Annotated in this window: 11 protein-coding genes; 5 read left to right on the top strand and 6 right to left on the bottom strand. The window is 62.0% G+C overall.

Features of this window, described 5'->3' with window-relative positions; all coding sequences use genetic code 11:
* The first annotated feature begins 373 nt into the window (after nt 1–373).
* Nucleotides 374–3,511 carry an acetoacetate--CoA ligase gene (locus tag QCE58_RS18805; protein WP_250522214.1) on the top strand — a complete coding sequence of 1,046 codons (3,138 nt, stop codon included), beginning with the start codon at nt 374–376 and terminating at the stop codon, nt 3,509–3,511.
* A 54-nt stretch (nt 3,512–3,565) separates the two neighbouring features.
* Here the strand turns inward: QCE58_RS18805 and murJ are convergent, their stop codons facing one another.
* On the bottom strand, nt 3,566–4,936 hold the full coding sequence (murJ, locus tag QCE58_RS18800; protein ID WP_008347555.1) for a murein biosynthesis integral membrane protein MurJ: 1,371 nt from the start codon (nt 4,934–4,936) through the stop codon (nt 3,566–3,568).
* A 292-nt stretch (nt 4,937–5,228) separates the two neighbouring features.
* Between murJ and QCE58_RS18795 the strand changes: the two genes are divergently transcribed.
* Nucleotides 5,229–6,278, top strand: coding sequence for a glycosyl hydrolase family 28-related protein (locus tag QCE58_RS18795; RefSeq protein ID WP_144403709.1), 1,050 nt, complete (start codon nt 5,229–5,231; stop codon nt 6,276–6,278).
* A gap of 144 nt (nt 6,279–6,422) precedes the next feature.
* Nucleotides 6,423–7,457 (top strand): SGNH/GDSL hydrolase family protein, encoded by a 1,035-nt coding sequence (locus tag QCE58_RS18790; protein WP_250522213.1) that lies wholly within the window; start codon nt 6,423–6,425, stop codon nt 7,455–7,457.
* Between the two features lie 846 nt (nt 7,458–8,303).
* Here the strand turns inward: QCE58_RS18790 and QCE58_RS18785 are convergent.
* The gene (locus QCE58_RS18785; RefSeq protein WP_250503552.1) at nt 8,304–8,615 is read right to left on the bottom strand and encodes a hypothetical protein; all 312 of its coding nucleotides are present in this window, start codon (nt 8,613–8,615) and stop codon (nt 8,304–8,306) included.
* A gap of 1,073 nt (nt 8,616–9,688) precedes the next feature.
* Here QCE58_RS18785 and QCE58_RS18780 point away from each other — a divergent pair.
* On the top strand, nt 9,689–10,453 hold the full coding sequence (locus tag QCE58_RS18780) for a peptidoglycan recognition family protein (RefSeq protein ID WP_175980518.1): 765 nt from the start codon (nt 9,689–9,691) through the stop codon (nt 10,451–10,453).
* 585 nt (nt 10,454–11,038) lie between these two features.
* On the opposite strand, the gene QCE58_RS18775 is transcribed toward QCE58_RS18780, so the two are convergent.
* Entirely contained in the window at nt 11,039–11,488 is a 450-nt protein-coding gene (locus QCE58_RS18775) for a hypothetical protein (protein ID WP_250522212.1), read from the bottom strand.
* 46 nt (nt 11,489–11,534) lie between these two features.
* Between QCE58_RS18775 and QCE58_RS18770 the strand changes: the two genes are divergently transcribed.
* The gene (locus tag QCE58_RS18770) at nt 11,535–12,317 is read left to right on the top strand and encodes a DUF4239 domain-containing protein (protein WP_008347548.1); all 783 of its coding nucleotides are present in this window, start codon (nt 11,535–11,537) and stop codon (nt 12,315–12,317) included.
* Between the two features lies 1 nt (nt 12,318).
* Here QCE58_RS18770 and bktB read toward each other — a convergent pair whose 3' ends face one another.
* From bktB to QCE58_RS18755, 3 genes are all read right to left on the bottom strand, one after another.
* A complete protein-coding gene (gene bktB / locus QCE58_RS18765; RefSeq protein ID WP_250522211.1) occupies nt 12,319–13,503 on the bottom strand; it encodes a beta-ketothiolase BktB in 1,185 nt (394 codons plus the stop codon).
* Nucleotides 13,504–13,535: 32 nt separating this feature from the next.
* Nucleotides 13,536–15,338, bottom strand: coding sequence for an acyl-CoA dehydrogenase (locus tag QCE58_RS18760; RefSeq protein WP_008347544.1), 1,803 nt, complete (start codon nt 15,336–15,338; stop codon nt 13,536–13,538).
* Nucleotides 15,339–15,501: 163 nt separating this feature from the next.
* Nucleotides 15,502–16,506, bottom strand: a complete 1,005-nt coding sequence (locus tag QCE58_RS18755; protein ID WP_081851888.1) for an AraC family transcriptional regulator — start codon at nt 16,504–16,506, stop codon at nt 15,502–15,504.
* Nucleotides 16,507–16,659: the final 153 nt, after the last annotated feature.

The raw sequence follows: 16,659 nt of genomic DNA, 5'->3' as shown, positions 1-16,659 counted from the left end.
TGCCACGCATACCGGTTATTCGATGTTTATAAGCGTGTCGAATTCACGCATCGCAAATCGCATTGTTTCGGTCGCGCGAGGTCGCGAATTAACTCTTCAGCCCCTGATTAAATAATATGGCATTACCAGCCGGCGATTCGCGTCATTCCTACCGACTCCCAACGCGCTTCATTAATCAGCGAACGACTTGTGTTTCTCTCCGCACATTACCGGGCGATCTGTCTGGATACGCTTAATCGTCGATGGCACATGTCCGCCGGAATCGGACCTATTCGAGAGCGCGAAAAAGCGCCGCAGACAATCCAGAGATTTAAAAAAAGAAGGCAAACCGAGTGCCCAAAGGTATTGCCATAACTGCTGAGGGAGCCACTTCATGGATCGTTCGGAATCGCCCGGCGAGGCGAAGTCGCGTCTGCCGATTTTTGTCCAGGAAACCGTCCAAACCACACCATCGCAGATATCCGCATTCACCGCGGCGCTGCGAGCGCAATCCGACCAGCCATTAAAAGACTTTAGCGAGTTACACGACTTCTCGATCCGCGATTACCGCGGCTTCTGGAAGTCCTTTCTGCAATGGACGCCGGGATTGACGTGGTCGGGCAAAGCCGAGCCGGTATGCGTCGGCGATAGTTGCGAACACGCGCGGTTCTTTCCCGACGTCACGCTGAATTACGCTGAGAATCTGCTCGGCTTCTCGATTGCGCCCGCGGATTCGCCAGCGCTCACCGCCTGTCACGCCGATGGCCGCCGCGTGCGCTTTACGCGCGGCGACTTGCGTGCGCGCGTGGCTCGTCTCGCCGACGCGCTCACGCAACTCGGCCTGCGCGAAGGCGACCGCGTCGCGGGCGTGATGCGCAACGACGCCGATGCGATCGTCACCGCGCTCGCCGTGACCGCGATCGGCGCGACGTTGTCCACCGCCGCGCCGGAAATGGGCATCGAAACGCTGCTCGACCGCTTCACGCAGCTCGAACCGCGCTTCCTGTTCGCGCATACCGCCGCCAAGTCCTTCGACACCGGCACGCCGCTCGACAAGAAGATATCGATGCTCGCCGACGCGCTCCCAACGCTTGCGGGCATCGTCAGTCTCGATGGCGATCCGTCGGCCGTGCACGCCGCGCCGCCCGTCAACTCGCTGGACGCGCTGCTCGCGGCCGGCGATCCGGCGCGGGTCGAATGGAAGCGCTTTAACTTCAATCACCCGCTCTTCGTGATGTTCTCGTCCGGCACGACTGGCAAGCCCAAATGCATCGTGCACGGCGCGGGCGGGAGCCTCATCGAGCATCTGAAGGAGCATCGGCTGCATTGCGATCTCCGGCCGGGCGACCGCATGTTCTTCCACACGAGTTGCGCGTGGATGATGTGGAACTGGCAGTTGTCGGCGCTCGCGTCGGGCGTCGAAATCGTCACCTATGACGGGCCGATCGCATCGGTCGATACGTTGTGGCGGCTCGTCGCCGAAGAACGCGTCAACGTGTTCGGCACGAGTCCCGCGTATCTGAAGATGTGCGAGGACGCCGGGCTCGTGCCGTCGCGCGAATTCGATCTGGGCGGCCTTCACGCGATGATGTCCACCGGCGCGATCCTCTTCGACGCGCAGTTCGAATGGGTCCGCGACAACGTGAAGCCGCTGCGATTGCAGTCGATTTCCGGCGGCACCGACATCCTCGGCTGCTTCGTGCTCGGCAACCCGGACCTGCCGGTTTATGCGGGCGAGGCGCAATGCAAGAGCCTCGCGTTCGATGTGCAGGCGTGGCGCGACGGCGCGCGCACGCAAGGCGTCGGCGATCTGGTGTGCGTGAACCCGTTCCCGTCGCGCCCGCTCGGATTTCTCAACGATCCGGACGGCGAGCGCTTTCACAAGGCGTATTTCAGCGCCAATGCGGGCGTGTGGACGCACGGCGATCAGATCGAGTTTCCGCCGGAAGGCACGGCGCGTCTGCACGGACGCAGCGACGGCGTGCTCGTCGTGCGCGGCATCAATGTCGGGCCGGGCGAGATCTATCGCGTGCTCAACGACATTCCCGAGATTCGCGAGGGCATCGTCGTTCAGCAGCGCGTGCGCGCCGCCGATGCCGATGCCGATGCGCCCGGCAATCCGGTCGGCGAACGGCTCGTGCTGCTCGTGACGCTGAAAGCCGGCGCGCGGCTCACCGGCACGCTGATCGCGCGCATCCGGCGCGATCTCGTGAGCCGCACGTCCGCCGCCCATGTCCCCGACGTGATCGCGGCCGTCGACGATCTGCCGGTCACGCATAGCGGCAAGCTGACGGAAGCCGCAGTGCGCAATGCCGTCAACGGGCTCGATGTGACCAACGCCGCCGCGCTGCGCAATCCGGCATCGCTCGATGCGATCCGTCATCATCCCGCGTTGCAGCCGCGATCCGGCGACGTGCCGCAGAGCTACGCGACGCGCGAGGAACTGGAGCGGCTGTTGCAGACCAAATGGGAGCAGCTCTTCGCGTTCGCCCCGATCGCTCGCGACGACAATTTCTTCGAACTCGGCGGACATTCGCTGCTTGCGGCGCGTCTGCTGGCGGAACTGCAACCGATCATCGGACGGCCAATCCCGCTCTCGACGATGTTGCGCGCGCCGACCATCGCGAAGCTCGCCGATGTCATCGACAACGGCGCGCTGCCGCAGACATCGGAAGTGCTCGTGCCGATGCGCGAAGGCGAAGGCGTCCCGCTCTTCCTCGTGCATAGCGTGACGGGATCGGTGCTCGAATGCACGCGCCTGATCGGCAACATGCGCAAGGAGCGCCCGGTGTACGGCCTTCAGGCGCTCGGGCTCGATGGCGAGACGGCGCCGCAACGCCGCGTCGAGGACATGGCGAAGACTTACGTCGAGCAGATTCGCAAGGTTCAGCCGAACGGCCCGTATGCGCTCGCCGGATTCTCGTTCGGCGGACTGGTCGCGCTCGAAATCGCGCAGCAGTTGTTCGGCGCAGGCGAGCAGACAGAGTTCGTGTGTCTGCTCGACACCTACGTGCAGGAACGCTGGCTGCCGTGGTTCGCGCTGCTCGAATTCCGCCGCGATTACGCGAGCCGTCTATGGAAGACGCTCGCGGGGATGTCGCCGCGCGAACGCGTCGGTTTTGCGGGCGCTAAATTGTCGGCCGCCGGGAACAAGCTGGCGATGCGCCTCGGCCGCGTGCCGCAGACGCCGGCGCAAGTCGCATCCGCCGATCCGATGCCGCCGGTTTTGCGGCGCATGCGCGACACGTTCCGCGCCGCGATGAACAACTATCGGCCGAAGCCGTACGAAGGCGGCCCGATCGTCTACGTACGGGCCGCGTCGCGCGAGGAAGACCGGGGCGATCCGCTGCCGCTCTGGCGCAAGATTGCGCGCCGTGGGCTGACGGTCGCGGAAGTGCCGGGCAACCATGCGGGCGTCATCGAGGAACCGGGCGTGTATGCGGCGGCTGCCGCGCTCGACCGCGACTACAGCGCCGAGGACGACACCGAAATGCAGCGTCGCGGTCATGGCGTGATGGTGCGGGGCGCGTAGGACTTGCCAGCGGGTCAGCCGCTCGCGCGAACGGAGCGGCTGACTGCCGATGAATCACTGGCTATCGGAACGCGGTGCGGTAGCGGTCGGCGCGAAGCTGGTGAGGAAGAAGTAGCAGATGAAGACGCTCGCCGCGCCCACGCCGGTCCCGAGCAGCACGCCCTGCGATCCGAAAAAGCGGATCAGAATCGCCGTGGCCGCTAGCTTGGTCGCGAATCCCAGCACGGAAATGACCGTGATCGCCTTGTAGCGCGCCTCGCTCGCGAACGACTGAATGAGCACGCACATCCCGAACGAAAACGGAATCTGCGAAAGCCCGCAGCGGAACAGGCTCGTGACCGCGATCGTGTCCTCGCTCGTGAACGCGCCCTTCTGGAACAGCAGCTTGATCGCGTACGGCGCAAGCGCATAGGCGATCATCGCGCCGACCGTTCCCACGCCCAGCATCACGAACGACCATTTGCGCGCCGTGCTGCGCGCCCGCGCGTGATCGCCGCGATGCAGGATTTCCGAAAGAATCGGCAAGGTCGCCCGACTGATCGCGATCGCGCCCATGCTCACGAGCAGCGACAGCAGCCGGTTCGCGTAGCCGAGCGTCGCGATGGCGCCATCGCCCATATGCGCCATGAAGTATTGATCGACGGGAAGCCACAGGTTCGCCACCACCGAGCCGATCAGCAACATGCCGAGCGAGCGCGTCATGCCCGGCCAATGCGGCGCGCGCACGGAGAGACGCGGGCGCGCGGGCACGCCATCGGCGCGCCGGGCGAGGATGCGCAGCCACACGGCCTGAATCACGATGCCGATCGTCGTGCCGACGATGAGCGGCATGATCGACGTGTTGTTGCGCGCGCTCAGCACGAACACCAGCAGCGCGATGGCCGGCACGCATTCCAGCAGCGTGTTGATGTGCCTTTCGGATGCCTGGAGCCGCGCCGCCGAAATGCAGATCGTGAAGGCCAGCACGCCGACCGGCGTCATCCCGACGACCATCTGCCGGCACATTTCGCGCGTCGATTCCGAGAGCGTTCCGGCGAAGAGACCGACCATGTGCGGCCACAAAAAATACAGCAGCAGCGATACCACGATGCCGATGGCAAGCCCCGCGCCCTCGAGCTCGCTGAGAAGCTGGTTCTGCCGGTGCTTGTCGTTCCTGAGCGCGACGAGCGCGGGCACGAGCAGCACACTCAACTGATTCGTGATCGTCGCGGGCAGCCAGGTGATGATCGTGAGCGCGAGCTGATAGGCATCGACGGTGCCGCTGACGCCGTATCGATACGCGATCGCCATTTCCTTCGATGCGCCGATCAGCTTCCCGGCAAGAACGAACAGCAGCAGGACGAAGGCGCTCCTCGCGATGCGCTTGTGATCCTGATGAACCCCGAGCAGACGTTCTCTTAGCGATTGCACTGTTGCGGTCAGCACTCTCCCTCCGGCAAATTGACCTCGATCCGCGCAAGACGGATGCTTGCTTGCGCACCGGGGGAGAGTGCATCAAACGGCATGCGCGAACTGTTCGCCACAGCACGGCGCGCGCCGATGCCATGCGCGAACCCCGCGATTCTGCACGATCATGCTGGCACGCCCGGCCAGTTTGCGCGCTTGCCGGGTGCGCTACCGTGCAGAAGTCCACGTTCATAACGTGCGAGAGTGGCGGCTGCGCGCGGCGTCATCGGAGCCTCGTCATCGTGAATCTCAATGCGCGTACGGAAGGCAAATGAAGAAATCCATTTGGGTTGTCGTAATAATGATTGTTGTTTCCGTGCTCGCGATAAACACGCCACGCGTGACGCAGCATGTGCAGACGGTCTACGCAGTCTGGGACGATGGCCGGGTTCTGAACCGGCTGAACTGGCAAACCTTCGTGCGCTGGTGGCATCGGCTGAGGAACGAGAACTACGGCGGCGCGCATCGCGCCACGCTCACGAGTTCGCCGGTCCCGGCGACGCCGAGTTGCCCGCTGACGTCGTTCACGCCGCCGAAGCTCGTCGATCCGCGCAGCCCGAAGGATTTCGGCGCGGCCGGCGACGGCAAGACCGACGACACCAAGGCGTTCCAGGCCGCCATCGATGCCGGCGATGTGCTCGTGCCCGCCGGCACGTATCTGCTCAATCACACGGTCGTCGTCACGGCCAGCAACCGGCATCTACAGTGCGAGCCGGGCGTGACGCTCAGGAAGACGATCCGCAACAACGGCAACATGTTCAATTACGAAGGGCCGTCGACGGGCAACAGTCTCGTCGGCTGCAACTTCGTGGGCGCGAATCCGACGCGTATCCGCGAATGGGATCGCCCCGGCGAATACGACATTCCCGTCCAGACCAATGGCGCGGTCGACAACTTCGTCCTCGCGGGCAACAGCTTCCGCGATTTCTTCGGCCAGTCTATGTTCCAGACCGAAGGCCAGGGCGGCGGCACCGGCGCCGTGCTGATGTTCAACTCGTTCGCCAACTGCCCGCTGTACGGCATCGCGCTCGTCGGCTCGGTGAACGGGCGCGTGGCCTATAACCTCGCCGACAACTGCCGCATGGGCCCCGAGAACAACGACGCCACGCAGGACACCGGCGGCAACGTGCTCGAATGCAACCGCATGGTCAACGGGGGCAACATCACGGGCGGGGCGAATGGCGAAGGCGGCGTCGACTATAGCGGGAACGTCGTGCGTCACAACATCCTGGATGGCGGCTATATGCAGATCAGCCCGCCCACGCACGGCAAACCGGCGAGGTACATCGACAACACCTGCAACGACTGCGGGACGGAATAAGCGGGTTACTGACGCTGGAGTGGGAAGCGCATCTTTCTTGCTTGACGTTGCCATCGATACCCGGAGCCGCGAGTTCTTCCTCGCCGGACGACATTCCGTCGACGCGCGCGAAGCCGCCCCGGACAAGGATGAGACGGAGGAGCGATGCGCCAGATCGGAATCACGCCCGGCATTCGCCGCGCAATTTCTGCCGTGCTGATTGCACTGCTTACCTCATGCGGCGGCGGCAGCGGCAGCGATAGCGACTCGGGCGGAACGAGTCCGTCCGCGCCGGCGGGCGGCGTGAAGCTGCAGGTCGTCGCGTTCGGCGACAGCTTGTCGGATGTCGGCACGTACGCGCCCATCGCGAGCGCGGTCAAAGGCGGGCGCTTCACGACCAATCCGGGCCAGGTCTGGACGCAGAATGTCGCGCAGTATTACGGCGACACGCTGACGGCGGCATTCACGATCGACCTCGGACACGAGTTGAAGCCGCAAAGCGGTTTGGGCTACGCGCAAGGCGGTTCCACGGTCGCCACGCCGGCCGATCAGAACCAGTTCCTGACCGATGTGATCGGCGATATCGAAATGCCGGTCAATCAGCAGATTTCGAGCTATCTGTCGTCGCACGGAAGTTTCAATTCGAATCAGCTCGTGCTCGTTTGGGCCGGCGCGAACGATGTTCTGCGCGCGGGCACGCCGCCCGCCGCCAGCACGACCGTGCAGACCGCCGCGACGACGCTCGCGCAACTCGTCGGCAAGATCGTGCAGAGCGGAGCCACGCATGTGGTGGTGGTGAACGTGCCGAATATCGGACTCTCGCCCGATGGCCTCCGCCAGTCCGATGGCGGCGGCAACCTCACGCAACTGTCGCAGCTTTTCAATGCGACGCTGACCTCGGCGTTGCAGACGAACGGGCTGCAAGGCAAGGTCATCGTCGTCGATTCCTATACGTGGACGACGCAGACCATCGCGAACTATCAGGCCAACGGATTCACCGTGTCGAACACGGCGCAGGCGTGCGATCCGTCGAAGACGCCGCACGATACGTCGCTGCTGTGCTCGCCGGCGACCTACGTGACGTCGAACGCGGACCAGACGTACATGTTCGCCGACGAACTGCATCCGACGACGCGCATGCACGCGCTCTTCGCGCAGTATGTCGAGCAGCAGATCGCGGCGAGCGGGCTCGGGCGGTGAGTGCGTCCGCCCATTTGCATTCCATGCTTTTGCACATCGATCCAAAAATCCCTTATACATCAATCAAATAGAGCGAAATGCGAACCGCATCAATCCGCACCTTTCCGCGCGAATCCGCTATTATTTTGTGGGTCGATATGTGGGTTCAATCATGGCAAACGCAATCAATCGTCTCTCTCAGGCGTTCGCCAACAAGACTGCCGCGCCGGGAACTACTGTGACGGGAACGGGCTGTACTTACAGATTACAAAGAACGGCGTCAACGTGGCTGTTCCGCTACATGCGGCAGGGCCGCGCCCGATACATGGGTCTCGGGCCACTCCACACGATCGGACTCGCCGACGCCCGTACGCGCGCTCGAATGTCGGCGGCTCCTGCTCGACGGGATTGACCCGCTCGACGCCAAGCAGAAAGACCGCGCCGCCGACGAAACGGCCAAAGCGAAAGCGATCACGTTCGACGAATGCGCCAGCGCCTATATAGAAGCGCATCGCAGCGGCTGGAAGAGCGCGCCGCCTAAACAAATTTCTGCGCGAATGCCGAGCGCGACTGGCGAACAACACATGACTCGCATCGACACCCCATGCCCCGAAATGCGCTTCGCACGGGGGGTGGTTGAAAAACGGCGGCGCGGGTCCTTCCTAAATCAGAATCGCTATGCGGGCGCGATGACGCGCAAATACTCAGTAGCTAAGTATTCGCAAAGGTGTACGCATGAACGAATGCACTCATGCTCATTTAGACTGGCACGTTCCGACGCAGGTGCGAATTGGTGCGGACAATGCGAACGCCTCACGCGAACGTTCGCATGTCAATTGCGGACATTCGAGCGATAGACGGTTCCCTTTATGTTCGCGCGCTGGTCTTTGACACGACGCCGCATTTAACAAGCTCATCGAAAAGCTGTTGTTCGGCGGCGTCCATCGGTCGAAGCATGGCGCGCACCGATTGGAAAAGCTGTATTGACAATCTGGCATTTGCCAATGCCGCCAACAGACTGGACTCAACGGCATCCAGCTTTGCCGCCTGTTCAGCGCAAAGCGTCTGCTTCTGTTGTGCGATGATGTCTTGCGTCCGTTTGATAGTCACGGCTGTCTGACTCAGCCGATGCTCGATCCTGACTGTGCCTGTGACAGAATGGACGCTTCGATTACCCATGTCTCACTCCTGTGTGAAGCCCGGAGCCGCGCCCTTCGATGGAAGGGGCGGGCGGGAACAGTGACAAGGGTGGCAGACCGGGTGAGTACAACCATTACCGGCAACCCTTTCGGATTCCCTGCCACGTCCCGCCCATAGGCGTGCCAAAGCACCATGCGTCAACGGTCCTTTTGGCGCTTGGGGTTCTATCGCTTCGCTCGCATTGCGCGACCGTCGCGGGTTGGAAAACTCACTAAAGGCTGCCAAGCCCGTCCCTGCGCAACCACGCGCCAGATTTCGCCGAATACGACAGAACCCCGCAGCGCTGATTTTATGATGCCGTAAAAATTCGTTGATTTCGCCGTGTCTATGTCGTCGGCTGCTTGCGCGTGGTCGCTGCCTTCGTATGCTGACGATGCCGCTCAAACCGGGCGAGCATTCACGACAGGGATAGAAACAAATGCCAAAAAGCAAGCATAACGAATCAATGATCCTTGCCGATAGAGCGGCGAGCATTGCATGACTGACAAGCTGGTTGGAAAAGGCGATTGGACGACTACGCGAGGCCGAGTTCTAGGCGGCTCTTCGTCGTTCTTCGCGGAGAACGGGCGAACGCTCTCACGCCGCAACGACATTGCTAGTTGTGGGAATTGTGAAGGTGGTTTTCCGATATTGGGCACTGCCGACACGATGCTCGACGAAGGGCTACCGCTCGTCAGGCAATATGGATCGAGTGCTTTGTCCGTGTGGGCAGAATCGCGTGCTTTCGGGGCATCCCGAGTTCTTGATAAGGGACGGGAAAGGAGACGGGACTCACACATCAACAGATGGTGGTGCTCCAATTGCAGCGCCACCTACACAGGCAGCCCGCGAAGGCAAGCATACGAGTCGGTTCTATGTGCAGGACAGCGTTACCGGTGAGCCGCTACGCGATCAGAAGTATGTTGCGCGCGTGTCCGGCGTCGAACAATCCGGAAAAACAGACGCCAACGGCTACGCAAAAATTGAGACAGATGGCGTGAGTGCTATCGATATCCACGTCTCGTTCTCGTCACCCAAACGGGAGCTAAACCCCGGAAGAGGAGCTTAAGCACATGAGCACGGATTACAAGATCGAACACTGGACATCGAGTCGTTCAGCGCTGGGAAGCAGTAAAGATGATGCGATAGCCATCTCTGTGAATAATCGTGCGGCGACCCGGCAGGCGATCATTAATGCGCTTTCAAGAAAGGGCTACAAGCTGATCGAGCGATCGGAATGGCACGCAAAACCGCCGCGAAAAGTATTGAAGGATAGTTATTGGGACTACCAAGATATTGTTTTGCATCACGCTGGCCGAAGTTATTCGTGTGGCGCGCCCTCTATTGAGGAAATGCAGCGCGTTCAAGCAGAAGACATGGGTAGAAGCCCGCCATTTGATGATGCCGGATACCACTACGCTATTTCGTGCCAAGGTGAAATCTATGAAGGTCGCGATATACGGTTCACCGGCGAGCACGTCGCCGGCGATAACACGGGTAAGATAGGAATAGTTTTTCTTGCCGATCTTGTGCAAGCTGGTGAAGCGTATCAGGAAGAATATAGCCGCTTATCGTTGGTTGATAAGATTAAGAATATTCGCGGAATTTTAACGGACCAGGTTGTTTTGTGGCATGACAAACCAACGCTTGAACAAATAAAGGCAAGCAAAGCGTTGTGTAGCGTGCTCGTGGAATTCTTCGATATTCAAAGGTTAGGCGGGCACCGTGAATATCAGCAACTCGCAACAAAAAAGGGACGCGCGTGCCCCGGAAATCTCGGAATGGATATTGTTAAATTGCTGCGCTCGGAACTGTCACTTGCCGATCCGGGGAAGTAATTTCTATGAATAGAAAGAGAAACGTTGCTGCTATTTTTATGGTTTTTGCTTTGCTCACGCTCGGATTTTGGTTGAGCATCGGATATTACCATTCCTATATCGATCATGAGGATAACGTCATCTACTTCTTGAAAAGGAGGCTGACGCTTCGAAGAGAGTTCGTCAATCCGTTCGCAAATGAGGGAAATCCTTTTCCTGCGAATGAGCTATCACCTGACATCCAAAAAGAGCTTTCTGAATATTGCAAATATGCGTATGGAATAGCGCAGACTGACGAGAAGTCTATCGAAGGTTGCAGAAAGCGGATTGTTCGCGAAGTTCAATAGCCAGAAATAGCTAGCGTCATATTGATGTCGGGTAAGTCCCGCTCTCGCTTGCTCCCCGCTTGCGAGAGCATTCCAAGTCGTGCGAGTTAGCGATGCGTCAGGACGTGTCGCTCTTCGCTCCGACACGCCACAAGAAAGATGTGAGGACCGTTTGTATCAATTCGAACGGCAACGCTCAATGTCAGACCAACGGCACATCAAAGGCCGTGACAGACGTGGGTCATTTTGTGGGTCGCCAAAACAAAAATCCCGCAAGTCATTAACTATACGGGATTTTTTTATGGTGCTTTGGCGGTGAATCGGGCGATTTTGGGCGGAATCGCGTTGCTACGGGACTGAATATGGTCGAGATTCGGTTGTTCATTCCTTGACTGAATTGACCGTGAACATAGCCGACCCCATGAAACCGACGATCAATCTTGAGAGCGAAGCGGCGCAAAGCGGCGCGACCGCGCAAATAACGAACGCGCTCTTGGATATCCTTGCCATCGGGCATACGCAAATCGATCGCGCTGACCACGTCGACGGCGACGAATTCTTCGCGAACCTCGGCGAACTCGACCGCCAACAGAAAATTCGCTAGCGCGTGGCCCGCACTCACCGCCGCGTCGATTTCCGCGCGCCGCGAATGTGCTGACGTTCGGAAGCGACTATCACCCGCTATCAGCCCAGCGGCGAAATCCGCACGGGCACCTTCGAAGCCCCCCATCGACTGTGATTTAATGTGCTCCGTTCGGGTCCACGGAGCGCATCCGATGACGAGCACCTGGTTGCACAACCTTCCGCTTTGGCAGATGACGCTCGTGGTATTCGGCGCGACGGGCGTCGCGGGGGCGGCGATCCACTTCGTAACGGGCCGGCTCGCGGCCAGCGCGCATCGGCGCGCCTTCACGACGCTCTCGCCGGGCCTGCTTTCGCCGATCGGCGTCATCTTCGGCTTGCTCATCGCGTTCACCGCCGCGCAGGTCTGGAACGACACCGCGCGCGCCAACGGCGCCGTCGATGCCGAAGCCGGCGCGCTGCGATCCGTCGTCGTGCTATCCGCCGCTTTTCCGCCAGACGCGCAGATCCAGTTGCGCAAGCTGATCCGCGAATACATCGAATACACCGTCAATACGGAATGGCCGATGATGGCGCAAGGCGCGGTCACGCTGAAAATCAGTCCGCCGACGCTGAACAAGGCGCTTCAGTTCGCGCTCGCCCTGCCCGCGATAACCCCCGGACAGCAGACCGCGCAGCGGCAGGTAGCGGTATCGCTGGAACGGGCGCTCGAAGCGCGCCGCGAGCGCATTCTGGTGAGCCGGTCCGAAGTCAGCGGCATCAAATGGCTGTGCCTCGGCTTTCTCGCCGTGTGTCTCGTCTTCGCGATCGCGCTCGTTCATGGCGAAAACCGGCTGACATCGGCCGTCGCGATCGGGCTCTTCTGCGCGAGTCTCGCGACGACCATGCTGCTGATTCTCTCGCACGACCGCCCATTCTCCGGCGAGATCGCGGTGAAGCCCGAGCCGCTCCTGCAGGTCGTCCCCGCGTTCGGCTGATTCACTGAAGATTTTCGAAGATCGCCGCGATGCCCTGACCGCCGCCGATGCACATCGTGACGAGCGCGTAACGCCCGCCGATGCGCTTCAGTTCATAAAGCGCCTTCACCGTGATGAGCGCGCCCGTCGCGCCGACCGGATGCCCGAGCGAAATGCCCGAACCGTTCGGATTCACCTTGCGCGGATCGAGTCCGAGCTCGTTCGTCACCGCGCACGCCTGCGCGGCGAACGCTTCGTTGGCCTCGACGACATCGAGCTGATCGACGGACAGACCCGCCCGTTCCAGCGCCTTGCGCGTCGCGGGCACGGGACCGATGCCCATATACGCCGGATCGACGCCCGCGTGCGCGTAGGACACGAGCCGCGCGAGCGGTTTCGCGCCGCGCCGCTCGGCTTCGCCACGCTCCATCAGCAGCACGGCCGCCGCCGCGTCGTTGATGCCCGATGCGTTGCCGGCCGTCACCGTGCCGTTCTCCTTGACGAACACGGCCTTCAGGCTTTCGAAGTCGCTCGGGCGCGCGTCGTGGCGGACGTGCTCGTCGGTGTCGAAGACGGCATCGCCTTTTTTCGCGCGCACGGTGATCGGCAGAATCTGCTCGCCGAAACGGCCTTCCGCGATCGCACGCGCCGCACGGCGATGCGATTCGAGCGCGAGCGCATCCTGCGCCTCGCGGGAAATGCCGTATTTGCGCGCGACGTTTTCCGCCGTCACGCCCATGTGGATTGTCTGAAAGGGATCGTGCAGCGCGCCGAGCATCATGTCGACGAGCTTGCCATCGCCCATGCGCTGCCCGAAGCGCGCGCCCGGCAACGCGTACAGCGCGCGGCTCATGGATTCCGCGCCGCCGCCGATCGCGACGTCCGAGTCGCCGAGCATGATCGTCTGCGCAGCCGATACGATGGCCTGCAAGCCCGATCCGCACAGCCGGTTCACCGTCAGCGCCGGAACGTGCTGCGCGACGCCGCCGTCGATCGCCGCGACGCGCGCGAGATACATGTCCTTCGGTTCCGTATGCACGACATTGCCGAAGACGACGTGACCGACGTCGTCGCCCGCGACGTTCGCGCGCTGAAGCGTTTCGCGCACGATCATCGCGCCGAGTTGCGTCGGAGAGAAATCCTTCAGGCTGCCGCCGAAGTCGCCGATCGCAGTTCGCACGCCGCTTGCCACCACTACTTCACGCATTGCATCGCTCCTGTTGATTTCGCGCGCAGGCGTCAGAATTGCGCCTCGCTCAATGTGAACAGCGGATCGTCGCCGTGCGCCGAGACGATCGCGGTTTCCAGCGCGCGCGCCTGCGTCAGCACGTATTCGGAGAAGCAGTGCGCGGTCGCGATCTTCGCGCCGTGGAACGCCGGATCGTCGGCCCGTCTGGCTTGCGCGACGAGCAGCGCGCGCGCCATCTGCCAGCCCGACAACACGATGCCCGCGAGCTTCAGATACAGCACGCTGCCCGCGAACACCGCGTTCGGATCGCGCTTCGCGGATTCGAGCACGTAGGCGACGACGTTCGCGAGCGCGTCGCGGCCATCGGCGAGTCGGCGATGCATCGAATCGAAAACGCGCGCGGCATCGCCGGCATCGACGGATTTCAGAGCGTCGAGCGTCTCGTCGATCTGCGCGAGCAGCACCTGCGCCGTCGCGCCGCGATCGCGCAGCGTCTTGCGGCCGACGAGATCGTTCGCCTGAATCGCCGTCGTGCCTTCGTAGATCGCGAGGATGCGCGCGTCGCGATAGAGCTGCGCCGCGCCGGTCTCCTCGATGAAACCCATGCCGCCGTGAACCTGAACGCCGAGGCTCGTCACGTCGTTCGCCATTTCGGTGCTCCAGCCTTTCACGACCGGCACGAGGAATTCGTTGAGCGCGAGATGGCGGGCGCGCGTGTCGGCGTCGTCGTGATGATGGGCGATATCCGCGTGCGCGGCCGCGACGTAGGCGAGCGCACGCGCGCCTTCGGTCATCGCGCGCATCGTGCCGAGCATGCGCCGCACGTCGGGATGACGGATGATCGCGACGGAACCCGCGCTCGAACCATCGACGGGACGGCTCTGCACGCGTTCCTTCGCATAGTCGGCGGCCTTCTGATAAGCGGCGTCGGACAGCGCGATGCCCTGCAAGCCGACGCCGAAGCGCGCCGCGTTCATCATCACGAACATGTATTCGAGGCCGCGATTCTCTTCGCCGACGAGATAGCCGGTCGCGCCGCCGTTATCGCCGTACTGGAGCACGGCGGTCGGGCTCGCCTTGATGCCGAGCTTGTGCTCGATCGACACGCAATGCACGTCGTTGCGCGCGCCGAGGCTGCCGTCGTCGTTGACGAGGAACTTCGGCACGACGAACAGCGAGATGCCTTTCACGCCTTCGGGCGCGTCCGGCGTGCGCGCCAGCACGAGATGGACGATGTTCTCGGCCATGTCGTGCTCGCCCCAGGTGATGAAAATCTTGGTGCCGAACACCTTGTAGGTGCCGTCGCCCTGCCGTTCGGCGCGCGAACGCACGAGCGCGAGATCGGAGCCGGCTTGCGGCTCGGTCAGATTCATCGTGCCGGTCCAGACGCCTTCGATCAGCTTCGGCAGATAGCGCGCCTTCAGTTCGTCCGAGCCCGCGAGCAGCAACGCTTCGATGGCGCCATCGGTGAGCAGCGGGCACAGCGCGAAGGAAAGGTTCGACGCGTTCAGCATTTCGATGCACGGCGACGCGATCAGTTTCGCGAGCCCTTGTCCGCCGAATTCGGCCGGATGGCTGATGCCTTGCCAGCCGCCTTCCGTGTATCGACGGAAGGCATCGGCGAAACCGGGCGTCGCCGTCACTTCGCCGTCGCGCCACTCGCTCGGCTGCTGGTCGCCGCGCGCATTCAGCGGCGCGATGACTTCGGCGGCGAGTTTCGCGCCTTCGTCGAGAATGGCAAGCGCTGTGTCCGCGTTCGAATCGGCAAGTCCGGGAAGCTGGCTGATGCTTGCAATATCTGCCAGCTCTTCCATGACAAACATCATTTCCTTGACGGGCGGCGTGTAATTCATCGATGACTCCTGGGCCCACAGCCTTTCGACGAAACGCGCGCTGTGGCAAACAAACGTTGATGTGTTGCGATGCATGGTATCAACGCCGCCGGAATCCTTAGCTACCGGAATCTGCCCTTTCACTGACAAAATCTGCCAAACGCGCCGGCTGCTTTTGGGCGCGTCACTCGCCTTTTCTTTGCCGGTACGCCGCGGGCGTGCTGCCGGTCCAGTGACGGAACGCGCGATGAAACGCGGTCGGATTATCGAAGCCGACGTCGTATGCAATGGCCGCGATGGCATCGTTCGAACGGGTGAGACGCTGGATCGCGATGTCGCGGCGCACTTCGTCCTTGATCGCCTGAAAGGTCGTGCCCTCGGCTTCGAGACGTCGGCAGAGCGTGCGCATCGAATAGTGCAACTGCTGCGCGACGGCATCGACGGTCGGCGTCGACGGCAGGCCCGTCGCGATGCACTGCCGCACGCGATGACACACCATCTCTTCCGTGAACGACACGAAAATCCAGTCCTCCGGCGCGCGCTGAAGAAACGCGTCGAGGTCGGATTTGCGCTGACGGATCGGGCGGTCGAGATAGCGCGCATCGAACGCGATGAGCGTGCGGTCGCGGCCGAAACGCACCGGCCCCGGAAACAGGTACAGCAGATCGCCGGACTGCGCGGGCCGCATGAATTCGAACGCCGCTTCGATGAGTGGAATCTTCGCGCGGATCAGCCACGACGCGACGCCGTGCACGAGCTTCAGCACGAGTTCCCGCGCGAGCGCGCTCGCGGGCGGTCCAGCGGGATTCGCGACGAATTCGACGGTCGCATACGGTCCCTCGCGGCGCGACACGAGCTGGAATTCATCGAGCACCAGATGGAAGAACTGCCCGAAGCGATGCAGCGCGACCTCCAGACGCGGCGCGTCGAGCAGGCTCAAACACAGAAATTTGAGCGTGCCGTTGCGCAGCGGACGCGCGAAGATTCCCGGCATCTCGTCGTCGAGTTCCATCGCAAGCAGGCGATAAAGCGTCGAAAACTGCTCCTGTGTGACGCGCGCGGCTGGCATGCCGAGTAATTCGTGCGGAATGCCGGAATGTTCCGCGAGCCGGATGACCGCGGCGCGGTCGGCGCCCGAAAGGAAGCCGTTGACGACCGAGATGGGAACGGTTGGGGAAGGAGGCCTCATGAGGCCGATTTTGTCATAGCCGCCGGGCGGCGTAGCGCGGAACGCGTACGTTCGTGCTTCATCGCGAACGTCCAGAGCGGTGCGGACGACTCGCTGGACCTTTCAGATTGAAACTTCTATAACGGGATGTGCAAGCGCCGTCCGAAAGGCATC

Source organism: Caballeronia sp. LZ028 (genome assembly GCF_031451415.1).
Taxonomy (GTDB): domain Bacteria; phylum Pseudomonadota; class Gammaproteobacteria; order Burkholderiales; family Burkholderiaceae; genus Caballeronia; species Caballeronia zhejiangensis.
The sequence above is the reverse complement of the archived record's forward strand: the minus strand, read 5'-3'. Positions and strand labels throughout refer to the sequence as shown.